Annotated in this window: 12 protein-coding genes, 2 tRNA genes and 1 pseudogene; 12 read left to right on the forward strand and 3 right to left on the reverse strand. The window is 66.2% G+C overall.

All coding sequences use genetic code 11. The features are described from left to right. The first annotated feature begins 17 nt into the window (after positions 1-17). From MTX19_RS01415 to MTX19_RS01430, 4 genes are all read left to right on the forward strand, one after another. Complete coding sequence (locus MTX19_RS01415) at positions 18-749, forward strand: uroporphyrinogen-III synthase (RefSeq protein WP_280982137.1); 732 nt, start codon at positions 18-20, stop codon at positions 747-749. Between the two features lie 122 nt (positions 750-871). Further along, a complete protein-coding gene (locus MTX19_RS01420; protein ID WP_280982138.1) occupies positions 872-2,044 on the forward strand; it encodes a hypothetical protein in 1,173 nt (390 codons plus the stop codon). A 7-nt stretch (positions 2,045-2,051) separates the two neighbouring features. After that, a complete protein-coding gene (locus tag MTX19_RS01425; RefSeq protein WP_280982139.1) occupies positions 2,052-3,782 on the forward strand; it encodes a heme biosynthesis HemY N-terminal domain-containing protein in 1,731 nt (576 codons plus the stop codon). A 108-nt stretch (positions 3,783-3,890) separates the two neighbouring features. Next, a tRNA-Thr gene (locus MTX19_RS01430) sits at positions 3,891-3,966 on the forward strand. 343 nt (positions 3,967-4,309) lie between these two features. Here MTX19_RS01430 and MTX19_RS01435 read toward each other — a convergent pair. Further along, positions 4,310-5,383: a polysaccharide deacetylase family protein gene (locus MTX19_RS01435; RefSeq protein WP_280982140.1), complete on the reverse strand. Its 1,074-nt coding sequence runs from the start codon at positions 5,381-5,383 to the stop codon at positions 4,310-4,312. 277 nt (positions 5,384-5,660) lie between these two features. On the opposite strand from MTX19_RS01435, the gene MTX19_RS01440 reads away from it, so the two are divergent. Continuing rightward, positions 5,661-5,873, forward strand: a complete 213-nt coding sequence (locus MTX19_RS01440) for a hypothetical protein (RefSeq protein ID WP_280982141.1) — start codon at positions 5,661-5,663, stop codon at positions 5,871-5,873. Between the two features lie 50 nt (positions 5,874-5,923). Here the strand turns inward: MTX19_RS01440 and MTX19_RS01445 are convergent, their stop codons facing one another. Then, complete coding sequence (locus MTX19_RS01445; protein WP_280982142.1) at positions 5,924-7,603, reverse strand: MFS transporter; 1,680 nt, start codon at positions 7,601-7,603, stop codon at positions 5,924-5,926. Between the two features lie 149 nt (positions 7,604-7,752). Between MTX19_RS01445 and MTX19_RS01450 the strand changes: the two genes are divergently transcribed. The 7 genes and pseudogenes from MTX19_RS01450 to MTX19_RS01480 all read left to right on the forward strand — a co-directional run bounded on the left by MTX19_RS01450 (position 7,753) and on the right by MTX19_RS01480 (position 15,701). After that, on the forward strand, positions 7,753-9,123 hold the full coding sequence (locus tag MTX19_RS01450; protein WP_280982143.1) for a hydrolase: 1,371 nt from the start codon (positions 7,753-7,755) through the stop codon (positions 9,121-9,123). Positions 9,124-9,202: 79 nt separating this feature from the next. Further along, positions 9,203-10,588 (forward strand): cytochrome P450, encoded by a 1,386-nt coding sequence (locus MTX19_RS01455; RefSeq protein WP_280982144.1) that lies wholly within the window; start codon positions 9,203-9,205, stop codon positions 10,586-10,588. A gap of 143 nt (positions 10,589-10,731) precedes the next feature. Then, complete coding sequence (locus MTX19_RS01460) at positions 10,732-12,141, forward strand: adenylate/guanylate cyclase domain-containing protein (RefSeq protein ID WP_280985801.1); 1,410 nt, start codon at positions 10,732-10,734, stop codon at positions 12,139-12,141. Between the two features lie 184 nt (positions 12,142-12,325). After that, entirely contained in the window at positions 12,326-12,829 is a 504-nt protein-coding gene (locus tag MTX19_RS01465) for a TerB family tellurite resistance protein (protein WP_280974866.1), read from the forward strand. Between the two features lie 236 nt (positions 12,830-13,065). Continuing rightward, positions 13,066-13,845, forward strand: a complete 780-nt coding sequence (locus MTX19_RS01470; protein WP_280985802.1) for an SDR family oxidoreductase — start codon at positions 13,066-13,068, stop codon at positions 13,843-13,845. 206 nt (positions 13,846-14,051) lie between these two features. Continuing rightward, positions 14,052-14,760 (forward strand): annotated as a pseudogene (locus tag MTX19_RS01475) (glutamine amidotransferase). 131 nt (positions 14,761-14,891) lie between these two features. Continuing rightward, on the forward strand, positions 14,892-15,701 hold the full coding sequence (locus MTX19_RS01480) for an enoyl-CoA hydratase (RefSeq protein WP_280982145.1): 810 nt from the start codon (positions 14,892-14,894) through the stop codon (positions 15,699-15,701). A gap of 197 nt (positions 15,702-15,898) precedes the next feature. Here MTX19_RS01480 and MTX19_RS01485 read toward each other — a convergent pair. Beyond that, a tRNA-Ala gene (locus tag MTX19_RS01485) sits at positions 15,899-15,974 on the reverse strand. Positions 15,975-16,041 lie beyond the last annotated feature (67 nt).

A 16,041-nucleotide genomic window follows, 5' to 3' on the forward strand; every position in this document is an offset into this window, starting at 1 on the left:
GGCTGGAGCGCTGAACCGTGGCTGTTCTCGTCACGCGCCCACATCCCGACAATGAGGCGACGCTCGCCAGCCTGCGGGCGCGAGGCTTCGATGCTCTGGCGGCGCCGATGCTGCGCTTCGAGCCGTTGCCGTTTCATGACGATGACGGCGCGCATTATGACGCAGTCATCCTGACGAGCGTCAATGCGCTGCGCGCGATCGATCTCGCCGGTAGCCGGCTGTTGCGATTGCCGCTGTTCGCGGTCGGAGCCCACACCGCCGACGCCGCGCGGGCGGCCGGCTTCGGCCAGATCCTCGTGGCGAAGGGCGATGCCGTCGCGCTGCGCGATCTCGTGCTGGCGCAGGTCGAAGCCGGAGCGTTGAAGACTGCCGCCACGCTGCTCTATCCCGCCGGCGCCGACCTCTCGCGCGATCTCGCGGGCGAGCTTGGCAAGAAGGGATTGACCGTCGTCACCCGCACCACCTACCGGATGGCGCCGGTCGCAAGCTTTCCGGGCGAGGTCAGAGAGGCGTTCCTGGCGAACCGGATCACGGCGGTGCTGCACTATTCGCGCCGCAGCGCGCGGGCCTTCCTGGACGCGGCGCGCGCCGGCGGGCTCGAAATCTCGGCTTTGGCGCTGCCGCAATGCTGCATCTCGGCCGCCGTCGCCTCGGTGCTGCGTGACGCCGGCGCCACCCAGGTGGCGGTGGCGACACGGCCGGATGAGAGCGCGCTGCTGGACGCGCTGGTCCGCGCCTTGCGATCCTGACCCGGCCTAATTCTTTCGTCTGGTCATGACGTTAGCCATTTCCCAGTTTTTCGGATCGTGCTCTGAGAACCCAAGCCGATTCTGCTAGAATGTGCCGTCATTCGTTTTTTGAGGACCCTGCGATGGCTGAAGAGAGGCCCGAGGATACAGCACCGTCGCCGGATTCCGCCCGGCCCAAGCGCGCGCCGCCGACCATTGAACTCGAGGCGACCGAGGTCTCCAGCGAGGCCCCGAAGACGGAGCAGCCCGAGGCATCCGCCGATACGGCTGCGCCCGAAGCCCCACCCCGGCCCGAGCCGCGTCCCGAGACCGCTTCGGAAGCGCCGGTGTCCGAGCCGCCGCGGCCGGTCTCGCCCTGGGTGGTCGCACCGGTCGCCGGTGCGGTGGCCGCCGCGCTGGTGATCGGCGTCGGCTGGCTGCTCGGCTGGCCACAGGTGCAGCCCGCGTCACAGCTCAACACCGCGGCAATCGACGATCTCAGCGCGCGCGTCGCCGAGCTGGAATCAAAGGTCAATAGGCCGCCGGCGGCCGATCCGCGCCTCGAGGCACTGGATAAATCGATCGCGGCGTTGCGCAGCGAGCTCGCCGCCACGCGGGCGCAATCCGACAAGCTGGCGGCCGCCGCTACCGGCGCGAAGGCGTTGCCCGATCTGTCGGCGATCACCGCGCGCATCGACCGGATCGAGGGCGCAGTGAAAGCGCAGAACGCCGAGATCGCCAAGCAGGACAGCAAGATCGCCGACACCCGAGCCGAGGCGAAGCCGGCCGATGACACGCCGTTGCGCCGGCTCGTCGCCGCATCTCTGCTCGACGTCGCGGTCCGCCATGGCGATCCTTTCGTCGCTTCGCTTGCGGCCGCGAAAGCGCTCGCCGACGACCCGGATACCCTGAAGCCGCTCGACGCCTTCGCGGCATCCGGAGTCCCAAACGCAAACAAGCTCTGCCGAGAATTGATCGAAATCGTCCCCAAGCTCGCGCCGCCGGCGCAGGATGCGACGACGGGTGCAGGGTTGGTCGATCGGCTGGAGGCCGGAGCTTCCAAGCTGATCCGGATCGAGCGGACCGACGGCACCGGCACCGGCACGGATCGCGGCAGCATCGTCGCGCGGATGACCTCGGCCGCCGTGCACAACGATCTGGCGCGTGCCGAACATGAATTGAGGTCGCTGCCGCCGGCCGATCGCACCGCGGCGCAAGCCTGGATCGAGAGGGTGGACGCGCGGCGCGCCGCGCTCGACTCATCGCGAAAGTTCGCCGACAACGCGATGGCGGCGCTCGCCTCGGTCAATCAATAGGCCCTCGATGATCCGGATCATTCTGTTCCTGCTGTTGATCGCGCTTGCTGCAGCGGGCGCGGCCTGGGTGGCCGACCAAACCGGCGACGTCGTGCTGTCATGGGACCGCTGGCGTGTCGTGACGACGCTGCCGGTGCTCGTGCTCTGCATCGGCATCGTCGTGGTTGCAGCGATGGCGGCGTGGACGATCCTGCGCGCGCTCTGGAAGATGCCGGAAGGCATCCGCCGTGCCGGCCGCGAGCGCCGCCGCGCCCGCGGCCGCCATGCCATCACGCAAGGCCTGCTCGCGATCGGCCATGGCGACGCCTCTTCTGCCCGCATGCATGCCGACGTGGCGCGCCGCCATGCCGAAAACGATCCGCTGACGCTGCTCTTGCACGCGCAGTCGGCGCAGCTCGATGGCGACCGTGCCGGCGCGCAGCGCGCCTTCCGCGCGATGGCCGAGCGCGAGGATACGCGGCTGCTCGGCCTGCGCGGCCTCTTCATCGAGGCGCAGCGCGCCGACGATCCGGTCGCGGCGGTGATGATCGCCGAGGAGGCGCTGAAAGTGTCGCCCTCGTCGTCATGGGCTTCGCACGCGGTGCTCGGCTTCTGCTGCGCCAAGGGCGATTGGGCCGGCGCGCTGGCGATCCTCGACAACAATCAGTCATCGGGATTGATCGACAAGGCGACATACCGGCGGCAGCGCGGCGTGCTGCTGACGGCGCGCGCGCTGGAACTGGAGACGGTCGATCGCGATCTGTCGCGCGAGAGCGTGATGGAGGCGGTCAAGCTCGCGCCGACACTGATTCCGGCCGCGGTGCTCGCGGCCAAATTCGACAGCGAGGCGCATCAGGTGCGCCGCGCCATGCGCCTCGTCGAAACCGCCTGGCTGGCGCAGCCGCATCCCGATCTTGCCGACGCCTATGCGCATGTGCGCCTCGGCGATTCCGCACGCCAGCGCCTGGTCCGCGTCGAGACGCTGGCGGCCAAGACGGCAGGTCACATCGAAGGCGCGCTGGCGGTCGCCCGCGCGGCGATTGACGCGTCCGAGTTCGCCAAGGCGCGGGGGGCGCTGGAACCGTTCATCGCGGCGCCGACCCAGCGCGTCGCGCTGCTGATGGCCGAGATCGAGCGCACCGAGCATGGCGACAGCGGCCGGGCGCGCGCCTGGACCCTGCGCGCGGTGCGGGCGCTACACGATCCGGCCTGGACCGCTGACGGCTACGTCTCGGACCGCTGGCGTCCGGTCTCGCCGGTCACCGGCCGGCTCGACGCCTTCCAGTGGCAGACACCGGTGGCGGCGCTGCCGTCGGACAAGCCCGGTCCTGTCGATACATCGGCATTCGAGGAGGCGATGCTGGCCCCGCGCCGGGTCGAGCCGCCGGCGGAGGCGGGCAACGAGCCACCAGCGCCAAGGCCGGTCGAGCCGATCGAGATGAAACCCGCCGCGCCGGCCGCCCCAGCCGCGCAGGACAATGCCCCGCCCATGCCGGAGACGATTGAGGCCGACCCGGCCCCGGCTGAGCCCGCGCCGCCCGAATCAGCCCCATCAGCGCCAGCCCCCCTGTTCCGGTCCCGTACCGACCTGCCCAAGGCGGCGCCAGCGCCAGTTCCGGCCGTGATCCCCATCGTCCGCGCCCCTGACGACCCCGGGGTCGACGAGGATGGCGCAAGAGACGAATTTGCCGAGCAAATTGGCCCGCCCAAGGCCCAGATGGGCGGCTGGCGCGGATTTCTGTCACGTTTGGGAAGCTAATTCGCGGTTAGATAACCGCTGTGCGGTTAAATACCCGCGTTTTCCTTGCCAATCGAGGCCATGCCCGATATCAGGTGGCTGCCCTTCAGGGCAGTTGCCGAACGGTCCGCCGCAATAGCTCAGTCGGTAGAGCACGTCATTCGTAATGACGGGGTCGGGGGTTCGAATCCCTCTTGCGGCACCAGTCCTCAGACTTGTCCAGCCCGGAGACGGCTGGACGCAGGCTACTTTGCGTGGGGTTGTTTTCCACATTTTGGTGGAGGCCGCAGCCCGCCGGGCACGACGGCGCCTTTCTCGAAGGCGAATGGGCCTTTCCAGGCTGTCGCTCAAATTCGCGGGTTTGGTCCCAGCAGTGAAGATTGACTGACACGCTCTCCGTCACCGCTCAAAAAGGTCGAACCCGGCCAAGGTCGTCCGGCCGTGTCGGACCAGCAGAAGGTGGCTGTGATCAGAAAGCGAAAGCGCCCCCTGGATCGGATCCAGGGGCGCTGTTGCGTTGAGCGGATGGTCCTTGCGAACCGGTCGCCTTACTCCGCGACCGTCTGCACGACGTTGCCGATCGGGCGACCCGATGCGGTCGGTTTCTCGAGCTTGGTCATCATCGCATCGTATTCGGGCAGCGTTTCGAGCTGGGTCTTGGGCTTCATCCAGACCACCTTGTAGCCGCCCGCCTTCAGCCGGCGCAGCAGCGTCGGCAAGGCCTGCGCGGTGTGCTTCTGCAGGTCGTGCATCAGGATGATGCCCTTGCCCTGCTTCTCGAGCTTGGTCATCACATTCTGGATCACTTCGTCCGCACTCTTGGACTTGAAGTCGTTGGAATCGACGTCGACGGAGAACATCGCGATGTTGCGGGAGCCGAGATAGGCCGTGGTCGCCGGCGTGTGCGCCAGTGCCGGGAAGCGGAAGAACGGCGCGGGGGCGGTGCCCAGCGCGATCTTCACGGCGCTGAAGCCCTTCTCGATCTCGTCCTTGGCCTGCTGCTCGGTGATCTTCTTGCTCGCAAGATGCGCATGCGACCAGGTGTGGGCGCCGATGGTGTGGCCGGCGGCCAGGACCTGGCGGAGGATATCCGGATGATAGGTGGTGTGCAGGCCGATCGGGAAGAACACGGCTTTGGTGCACTCATCCGCCAACGCCTTGAGCACGGCGGGCGTGGTCGGCCACGGACCGTCGTCGAACGTCAGCACGACCTCCTTGTCGGTCAGGAAGTCGTACTGCTTGTATTGCAGGAAGCCGAAGCCCGGACCGCCTGACGTGTCGACCACGACAGTGCGGCTGACGCCGAGCGCGTCGGGATTAGTGCAGGCCTGCTTGCGTGCGGCCGCGACCGGTGCGGGCCCCGGCGCGGGCGCGGGGGCAGGTGCCGCCGCCGGCTGCGCCGCGGCGGTTGTGGCGTCGGCGCGCTTCGACAGCGCGGCGGTGACCTCGACATCGTCCTTGGCTGCCGCCTTCGCAGCCGCCGGCAGCGGATCGGCCGTGCGGGCAGCGACGGTTTGAGGGGGAGAAGCGTCGGCGCGCGGGGAGGAGGTCCAGAACCACACTCCGGCGATCGCAACCGCCGCTACAAGACTGGCCAGCATCAGGCCCAACGCATTACGCATTGCTACACACTTCCTAAGGACTCGGGATACGCCACAGCCGTAACGAGCGATTAATGCCAACAAGGTCTTAACGCGGTCCCAACAAGCCGCCGGGAGCGCAAGAAAAAGAGCGCCTTAGCCTTGCGTGATGATCGTCACAGTCGGGCGGCTGCCGCACGAGCAGGTTCGGACCGTCAAGCAAGGGGACCGCGCTTTGCGCCTGCGCCGCTTCAAGCTTCTTCGGTGCGTCGGAACGCTATAGAACCCAAGGCGTCGTATTCCTTAGAGGTTTTGAGAGATGACCAGATTTCTGCTTGCCTTCGTTCCGCTGGTCCTGATTGCGTCCGCCGCGTCGGCGCAGCAGGGGCATGATGCCTGCACGCGCGATGCAACCCGATTCTGCCGCGCCCATCTCAATGACGGCGATCAGGTCGTGCTGGCCTGCCTGAAGGAGCATCGCGGCCGCCTGACCAAGGCGTGCCAGCGGACGCTGGCCGAGCACGGGGAGTAACTGGTTCCGGGTTCATCGCTGACGCGATGCCCCGGAATGACGGCAGGGGGCTACGTACTGCTTCCCGCCGCGGTCGCGACCACCGGGATCACCTCGTTGGCGGCGCGGTCCGGCGTCTCCTCCTTCCAGCGCACCGATCCGAACGGACGCTCCAGCATCCGGCGCACCCGGATCGGCTCGGCGCCGATGTGGAAGCTGGCCGCCTTCTGGTGCAATTCGCGCTCGATCTGGGTGGCGCGGTTGCGCTGCCGCAGGAAGTCGAGCCAGGTCGGGCAGTGATAGCGCTCGGTCCAGAGCTCGGGATCGGCGATGTCGCGCGCGATCGACCAGCCATAGGCGCCGTTGCGCTGCCGGCTGAGCTGCACGTCCTGCATCACATTGTGGAAGGCGCGGGCGTTGTCCTGCGCCACGCGATATTCGATCTCGACCACCAGCGGCCCGCTGCGTCCGGTCAGTTGCAGACGCACTTCGGGATCGGCGAGTGCCTCGGTCGCATCTTCGTTGCGGGCGCCGACCGGCGGCATCCTGAGCCAGAGGCCGAGCAGCGGCGACAGCAGCATCAACCCGGCGGAGATCAATAGCGCGGTCTCGACGCCGGCCACGTCGGTGATGCGGCCCCAGCCCCAGCTTCCGATCGCGATGCCGCCGGCGATTGCGGCCTGGAAGGCGGCAAGCGAGCGGCCCGCGACCCAGCGTGGCGCCGAGAGCTGCACGCCGATATTGAACAGCGCCACCGCGAGCATCCATGCCGCGCCCGCGATCACCAGCGCGGCGGCCGTGATCACCGGCTCCTTGCTCAGCGCAACGCCGGCGATCGCGCCTCCCATCATCAGCGTGCAGGCGCGAATCGCGGCCTCGCCGCTGAGGCGGCGCCTGATCTCGCTGATGTTGAGCGCGCCGATCACCGCGCCCATGCCGAACGCGCCGAGCATGATGCCGTAGGTCTGCGCGCCGCCATGCAGGAGGTCGCGCGCGACCAGCGGCATCAGTGCGGAGACTGAGCCGCCGATGATGCCGGTGACCATGGTGCGGGTCAGCACGATCTTGATCGACGGCGAATTGGTGATGTAGCGCACGCCCGAGACGATGGCGCGGTTCAGCCGTTCGCGCGGCAGCCGCGACGGTTCGTTGACGCGATTCCACAGGAACAGCACGACCAGCAGCGGCAGATACAGCACGGCGTTGGCGGCGAACGCCGCAACGGCGCCGGCGGCCGCCACCACGATGCCGCCGATCGCAGGTCCGAAGCTGCGCGCGATGTTGTAGCTGATGCCGTTGAGCGCAACGGCGGCGGGCAGCGTTTCGGCCGGCACCTGCTCGCTGACCGAGGATTGCCAGGCCGGGCCGAACAGCGCCATGCCGCTGCCGACGACGAAGCACAGCGCGAGCAGGATATTCGGCGTCACCAGATTGAGCCATGCCAGCACCGTCAGCGTGGTGGCGCCGGTGAGTGCGATCGCCAGCGACACCAGCGCGACGACCCGGCGGTCATGCATGTCGGCGATGGCGCCGGCCGGCATCGAGATCAGCATCACCGGCAGCATCAGCGCGGTCTGCACCAGGGCGACCTTGTCGGCCTCCGGTGTCATCTGCGTCATGGCCCAGGCGGCGCCGACGCCCTGGATCAGGATGCCGAGATTGGAGAGAAGGCTGGCGAGCCAGATCCGCCTGAAGATTGAGTGCCGTAACGGTGCAGTGATACTGTCAGTGCGCGTCGACGGTGCGGTCATATCCGGTTCCGTTTGGCCTGCTATGGCTTGCTGATGATTCCGGCAGCATCAACTGATGCCTGCGAAAAGCGTGTCCTGTCCAGCAATTACGGTATCCATTGCGGACGTAAGGCACAGCTAAAGGCCTGAAAGGCTTGGGGAAGGGGACAATGGACCTGTCGCGGCGGACGATTCTGAAGGGGGCCGGCGCCCTGCCCCTGCTGGGGAGCTGTTTCGGTACCTCGGCCCTGGCGCAGACGGTGCCCGCGGCGCCGGGTGCCGATCTCCCACCGATCCTGTTCGTGCACGGCAATGGCGACCAGGCGCCGCTCTGGGTGACGACGATCTGGCGGATGGAATCCAACGGCGTGCGGCGCGAGCGGCTGCTCGCGATCAACTTCACCGATCCGCTGGCGCGCACCGACGACAAGGTCGAGCAGGCCAACCGCTCCTCGACGGACGACCAGCGCCGCGAACTCGGCGAGGCAATCAAGGAGCTGAAGCAGGCGACCGGCGCCGCGCGCGTCGCGCTGGTCGGCAGTTCGCGCGGCGGCTACGCGATCCGCAACTACATCAAGAATGGCGGTGGCGGCGATGTCAGTCATGCCGTGCTGTGCGGCACGCCGAACCACGGCGTCTATGCCTGGGACGAGGGGCTCGGCAACGAGTTCAACGGCCGCGGACCGTTCCTGCGCGCCCTGAACGACGGCGACAGCGAGGTGACCGCGGGCACCGCGTACCTGACGCTGCGCAGCGACGGGCTCGACAAATTCGCACAAGGCGACGGCCGCTTTGTCGGCAAGCCGGGTAAGCCGACCAATGTCACTGTTGATGGCCCGGCCCTGAAGGGCGCCACCAATCTGGTGCTCGGCGCGCTCGATCATCGCGAGACCGCGTTTCATCCGCGCGCCTTCCGCGAGATCTACAAGTTCATCGCGGGACGCGAGCCGTCGCGGATCGGCATCGTGCCGGAGGCGACGGTGAAGTTGAGCGGCCTCGTCACGGGCACGCCCGGCGGCGTGCCGACCAATCGTCCGGTGTCGGGCGCCTCCGTCGATATCTATCGTGTCTCGACAGAAACGGGCGAACGCATCGGCGGCCCGCTGCACAGCTCGCAGACGGGATCGGACGGTCGCTGGGGGCCGGCGCAGGTCGATCCCTCCTGGTTCCTCGAATTCGTGTTGACCTCACCTGATTCGGTGACGACGCACATCTATCGCTCGCCGTTTCCGCGCTCGTCGGACATCGTGCATCTGCGCGCGGCACGGCCGTTGCTGCCTGCCGATACAGGCGCAGGCGCCATCGTCATGATGTCGCGGCCGCGCGGCTATTTCGGCCTGCCGCGCGATGTCGTGCTGCTCGACGGCAAGGAGCCGTCGGATGTGAAGCCGGGCGTGCCGACGGATTCGGTGACGACGTTGCGGCTTCCGGTAGCCGAGGCCGGCCGTCCGGTGGTCGGCATCTTCAACGAGGAGCGGATCGTGGCGCGGGCCTGGCCGGCATCGGAGAACCGGATTGCGATCGCCGAGCTGACCTATTAGCTCTTGTTATGGTCCACGCCTTCACGGCGCCGGGATTGCGTGTCTGGATCTGACGTCGCGATAGACTGGAGCGAGGACCATGAGCATAGCCGAGGTCTACGACACGACAGTCACGCGGCGGCCGCTGGTGCCGCCGGCCCCGCCGCGCGCGCCCGACGACATGACCGCGTTCGGGCGGATGCGGGCGATGCGCAACTCGCCGATCGAGACCTGGGGCCGGCGCGCCTATGAGGACGACATCATCCGGGGCCGCTTCTTCGGCCGCAGCAGTTTTATTCTCAACACGCCTGATGCGATCCGGCATGTGCTGGTCGACAATTACGAGAACTACACCCGCACGCCAGCCGGAATTCGCGTGCTGCGCCCGATGCTGGGCGAAGGACTTCTGATCGCCGAGGGCCGCGCGTGGAAACATCAGCGTCGCACGCTGGCGCCGGCATTCACGCCGCGCGCCGTGATGACGCTCGCGCCCACCATGATCGCGGTGACCGACGAGACCATCGCCAAGCTGAAAGTTGCCAGCAGCGGCCCGGTCGATCTGCGCGAGACGATGCAGAGGATGACGCTCGAGATCGCCGGACGCACCATGTTCTCCTTCGGTATGGACCGTCACGGCGCGACGCTGCGTAACTTCGTGATGGAATACGGCGAAACGCTGGCCCGGCCGCACATGCTCGATCTGCTGCTGCCGCTTGGCTGGCCGAGCCCGCAGGATTTCCGGCGCGCCCGCTTCCGCAAGCGCTGGACTGCTTTCGTAGGCCAGCTAATGGCCGAGCGCCGCGCCGCCGGCAAGAACGACAACGCGCCGGCTCGCGACCTGTTCGACCTGATGGAGGCCGCTCGCGATCCCGAGACCGGCGAGGCCTTCACCGATGCGCAGCTCGGCGATCAGGTCGCGACCATGATCCTGGCCGGTCACGAGACGACGGCGACCGCGCTGTTCTGGGCGCTCTATCTGCTGGCGCTGGATCCCCCGACGCAGGAGCAGTTGGCAGCAGAAGTCAGCAGCGTGGCGGCAGCTGGCACGCTCGACATCGAGCGGCTGAAATTCACCCGCGCGGTGATGGACGAGACCATGCGGCTTTATCCGCCGGCCTTCCTGATCGCACGCGCGGCTGATGGTCCGGACACCATCTCGGGCCTGCCGGTCAGGAAGCATGACGTAATCCTGATCGCGCCGTGGCTGTTGCACCGGCATGAAAAGCTGTGGCGTGATCCAAACGCATTCGTGCCGGCGCGATTCATGACCGGCACGCCGCCCGATCGCTTCGCCTATCTGCCGTTCGGGGTCGGCGCGCGGGTCTGCATCGGTGCGCATTTCGCGCTGGTCGAGGCGACGCTCGCGCTCGCCAGGATCATCGGTACGTTCCGCGTCGCACTGGCGGACAAGGAGCCGGTGATGCCGATCGGCGTGGTGACGACGCAACCCAACCGCTCGCCGATGTTTGCGATCACGGCACGCTGAAAACCCTTGCGCGACACCTCCAAGATGCTCATCTAAGGCGCGATGAGTTCAGGTTGACCCGTCATCGTCTCCTTGCCTCCCTTTGAGCGCGTTCGTCCGGAAAGCCGCTTCGTATCTTTCCGGCTCATGCTTGAGGTCTCACCATGAGCGATACGCAGGCCCAATTCGCAGTCCTCAGGCAGACGGCCGATAGTGCCGTCGTCGATGCCATGCAGCAGCTGATCGCGGATGGTCATGATCGCGATCTCAATCGCATCAACCTGCTGGATTTCTCCCGCAGCACCGGACTTGATCAGGAGAAGGTGATCTCCGGCTTTCTGCATGCCTCGCGGCTCGGTCTGTTCGACATGAGCTGGAACGTGCTGTGTCCAGGCTGTGGTGGCGTGCTCGACGCCCACGCGACGCTGAAGTCGCTGCGCCACGACGACTACAATTGCGCGCTGTGCGCGGCGGGCTACGAGGCCTCGGTCGATGAACTCGTCGAAGTGGCTTTTACTGTCAGTCCGCGGGTCCGCCACATTGCCGCGCACGATCCCAATACGCTGCCGATCTGGGAATACTTCCGGCAAATGTTCTGGAGCTCGGGCATCGAGCTCGACGAGAGTTCGCTTTCGACGTTGATCAACGAGGTGACGCTGGAGGGGTTAGAGCTGCCGCCCGGTGAGAAGGCAATTCTGTCGCTCAATTTGCCCAACGAATTCGTCATTGTGTTTGAGCCGGTGACGCATTCGGCGCACTTCTTCGCCATTGAGGGCGAGCCCACCACCGAGCGTCAGCAGTTTTCGATCGCATTCAACAAGCTGCACGCACCGACCGGGACGTCGACGATGCGACCGGGGCCGCTGCGGCTCTCGCTGGAAAATCAGGCTGACGTCCGCGTGCTCCCGTCGGTCTGGATCGCAGGCGATCCGCTGCACAAGTTGCTGGGCAAGCGCAAGCCGATCCTCACGGCAAAGCGTATGTTGTCGAACCAGACCTTCCGCGACGTGTTCAAGGCCGACAATCTCAACGTGGACCAGCGGCTGAAAATCACCGCGCTGACTTTCCTGTTCACCGATCTCAAGGGCTCGACCGCGCTCTATGAGCGCGTCGGCGATCTCGCCGCGTTCGATCTGGTGCGCGCGCATTTCCATGCGCTGCTCGAGATCATCGCCTCCGAACACGGCGCGGTGGTGAAGACGATCGGCGATGCCGTGATGGCAACGTTCATCAAGCCCGAAGACGCGCTGTCGGCGGGCTTGCGCATGCGCGCCGCGATGAAGAAGCTCAATGCCGAGTGCGGCCGGGAGGACCTGATCGTCAAGATCGGCATTCATGAGGGCCCCTGCCTGGCGGTGATGCTGAACGAACGGCAGGACTATTTCGGGCAGACCGTGAACATCGCAGCGCGGGTGCAGAGCCTGTCGACGTCGCAGGAAATTCATCTGACCCAGCCGGTGATGGAATCGCAGGCGGTTGCCGGCATTCTGGATCGTGCGGCGATCAGGCCGATCCAGAAGGAGGCCGCGCTGCGTGGAATCGCCGACAAGCTCGTGGTGTACGAGATACCTTGAGCTGATTTTCACCGTCATTGCGGGGAGCGACCACGACGAATGGATTGCTTCGCTTCGGTCGCAATGACGGACACACTCGGGACATTGCCGAAACGTAATGCTTGTGCGGGAACCGGCGCCGATTGCGCCGGTTCTGTTTCCGCGCCATATAGTTTTTCATCAAGCCTATTCGACAGAGAGAGCGATGCTCGACGGACTCCGCCAATTCATTGCCGATATCGTGTCCCCCGACGCGCAGGCCGACCGGACCTTCGACGACAGCGACTACCGTCTGGCGGCCACTGCGCTGCTGGTTCACGTCGTGTCGCTGGACGGCGAGCCGACGGCGGTCGAGAAACGCAAGCTGCACAGCCTGATCGAGAGCCGTTTCCAGCTCGATCCCGGCACCGCCGACAAGCTGATCGCATCGGCCATGCGGGTCGAGGGCGAGGCCGTCGATCTCTATCACTTTACCAGCGTGATCATGCGCTCGGTGAACGAGGAGGGACGGCTGCGCATCGTCGAGATGATGTGGGAGTTGGTCTATGTCGACGGCCAGGTCAGCGAGTTCGAGGACAACGTGGTCTGGCGTGCCGCCGACTTGCTCGGCATTTCCTCGCGCGATCGCATCGATCTCAAGCATCGCGTCGCCGAGAAACAGGCGGCGCTGCCGAAGGGCCCGTGGGGCACGGCAGACGCGGCAACCTGACACGCCTATTGTGTCAACTCGGACATCATCACAGCAGCATCACAGATGACGAAACTTTAATGTCCGGTGTGATTTGCCGCGATCATGGGCGATCCGCTTGAAAATCCGGCGTTTCACTTGAAACTTGCGCGAGCTCCCTGTCGACAAGCTGACGGGCGGCTTGCTCCCACCGCATGCCTATGCTCTCGTCGCGACCGTTCGAGAGCTCTCTGCAATTTGAAATAAGAGTTTGGATCGTGACCGAGCGTGTGACGCTGATAACCGGGGCATCGGCGGGCATAGGTACCGAACTGGCGCGTGTGTTTGCATCGAACGGTCACCGTGTGGCGCTGGTGGCGCGGCGTGCTGATCGCCTGAAGGCGCTCGCCGACGAGCTCGGCGGCAAGGGCAGCGCGACGCCGATCGTGATTCCCTGCGACCTGCAAGAGAACGATGCCGGCGACAAGATCGCGGCGGCCCTGACCGAGGCCGGGGTCGAGATCGAATATCTCGTCAACAATGCGGGTTTTGGTCTGTTCGGCCTCGCGATCAAGCGCGACCGCGCCGAGCAGCTCAACATGATCGCGGTCAACGTCCGTGCGCTGACCGATCTGTCGTTGCGCTTTGCCGACCAGCTGATCCGTCATCGCGGTGGCATCCTCAATCTGGGCTCGATTGCCGGATTCCTGCCGGGACCCGGCATGGCCGTCTACTACGCCACCAAGGCCTATGTGCTGTCGTTTTCCGAGGCGCTGCGCCGCGAGCTGGCGCCGCAGGGCGTGCGCGTCACCGTGGTGTGCCCGGGTCCGGTGCCGTCGGAGTTCCAGGCGCGCGCCGGCTTTACGCCCGGATTCGATTCCGCCATCCTTGACGTTGCGCCGGCAGAGGTCGCCAGGCAGGCTTATCAAGGGCTGATGGCCAACAAGCGTGCCGTGTTGCCCGGACTCTTCATCAAGCTCGTGCCATTCCTGCTCCGCCTGTTCCCGCGCTCCTTCATCCTGACGGCTGTCGGCGGTTTTCAGCTCCGCAAGCGCTAGCCATCGTCGCGACGGTTATTCATGGCCCGCGACTTGCTTCGCGTGAGTGCGCAAGCTCACGCGATATTAAGAATTGCTTAGCTATGATCCTGCCTAGCGTGCCGAATCCCTAAGCAGAGACAATGTCGTTCCGGTCGGACCAAGCCAGTGTCGTGGTGCCCTTCGCAAATCGAAGGCCGGCCGCGGCCACGCCGGAGCCGGCCCCGATGCAGCCGATCCTGATCGTGCTGCACCAGGAGCCCCGGCCGGATCGGCAACGCCCTGCACGCGCTGGGCTACAAGCTGGACATCCGCCGCCCGCGCTTCGGCGACGCGCTCCCTGAGACGCTCGACGAGCACGCCGGCGCCGTTATCTTCGGCGGCCCGATGAGCGCCAACGATCTCGACGACTACGTGCGGCGCGAGATCGACTGGATCGGCGTGCCGCTGCGTGAGCAGCGGCCGTTCCTGGGCATCTGCCTGGGCGCCCAGATGCTGGCGCGGCAACTTGGCGCAAAGGTCGCGCCGCATCCGGAAGGGCGCGTCGAGGTCGGCTACTATCCAATCAGGCCGACGGCCGCGGGCCGTGCGCTTTGTCCAAACTGGCCGGCGCGCGTCTACCACTGGCACGGCGAGGGATTTCAATTGCCCGACGGCGCGGAGCTGCTTGCCTCGGGCGATGACTTTCCGATCCAGGCGTTCCAGTTCGACAATGCCTTCGGCCTGCAGTTCCATCCCGATGTGACCTACGCGATGATGCACCGCTGGACCACGCGCGGTTGCGTGCGCATGGATTCGCCGGGCGCGCAGCCGCGCCATCTGCATTTCGCCGAACGCGCGGTCTACGACGCCGCCGAGCGAGCGTGGCTGAAGCATTTCATCGACGGCTGGATCGCGGACACGCCGCGCACGATGATGCTGCAAGCCGCGGAATAGCCGCCGCGCGGAATATCGTATCGCGCATCGCGTGCGTTCTCATTCGACAGATGTGTTAGTGTTGCGCGCCGTGGCCGGTGTCGCAGCAATTCGCGCGTGCGCCGATAACAACAAACCACAGGGAGATCGCCGTGAGCTACGAACACATCCTCTACGACGTCAGCGACAGGATCGCGACCGTCACGCTCAACCGCCCCGATCGCATGAATGCGTGGACGGCGATCATGGAGCGCGACGTTCGCCGCGCGATGGAGGCCGCGGCTGATGACGACAATGTCCGCGTCATCGTGATCACCGGTGCGGGCCGCGCGTTCTGCGCCGGTGCCGACATGGAGGCGCTGAAGGGGATCGATCCCAACGAGGTCAGGCGCGGCGAGAGCATTCCGTTCGACATGAACCGTCGCGCCGACTGGCAGACGCGTTACGCCTATTATCCCGCGATTAAAAAGCCTGTGATCGCGATGCTCAACGGTGCCACCGCCGGCATCGGCCTGGTCCACGCGCTCTATTGCGATCTGCGCTTTGCGGCCGACAATGCAGTGTTCACGACGGCCTTCGCGCGGCGCGGCCTGATCGCCGAGCACGGCATCAGCTGGATGCTGCCGCACATCGTCGGCCACGCCAATGCGCTCGATCTGCTGATGTCCGCGCGGCGCGTGTCGGCCGAGGAGGCGCTGCGCATCGGCCTCGTCAACCGGCTCTGCACGCCGGACAGGCTGCGCGAGGAAACCTACGCCTATGCCCGCGATCTCGCCGATTTCGTCTCGCCGAGCGCGATGGCCACCATCAAGCGCCAGCTCTACGACGTGCCGTTCCAGACGCTGGCCGAAGCCACCATCGACGCCAACCGCGAGATGCAGATCGCGCTCAAGAGCAACGATTTCAGGGAAGGCGTCGCGAGCTTCGTGGAGAAGCGGCCGCCGCGGTTTACGGGGACGTGAGGGGAGGGGTCGAGAGCAGGAAGGCTTGCCTCGGCTCGCCGTCGCTCTGCGGGCCATGGCGGCCAGCGCCACGCGTTGGAGAAATGGAATGGGGGTGGTGAACTGGTCCGTCTTCGCCCTGCGGGCTACGCCGGACACCACGCTTCACCCTTCGGGCTCCGCGCGGCTGCGCCACGCGTAGCCCGAAGGGCGGAGCGTGGTGGAGCCAGGCGGGATCGAACCGCCGACCTCATCATTGCGAACGATGCGCTCTCCCAGCTGAGCTATGGCCCCATCGCAGCCGGGTTGTGCTGAGTATCCCGGCCGACAGTCGGGCGCCATTTACAGTCCGGCCCAAGGC

Origin of the sequence: Bradyrhizobium sp. ISRA464 (genome assembly GCF_029910095.1) — a bacterium.
GTDB lineage: Bacteria > Pseudomonadota > Alphaproteobacteria > Rhizobiales > Xanthobacteraceae > Bradyrhizobium.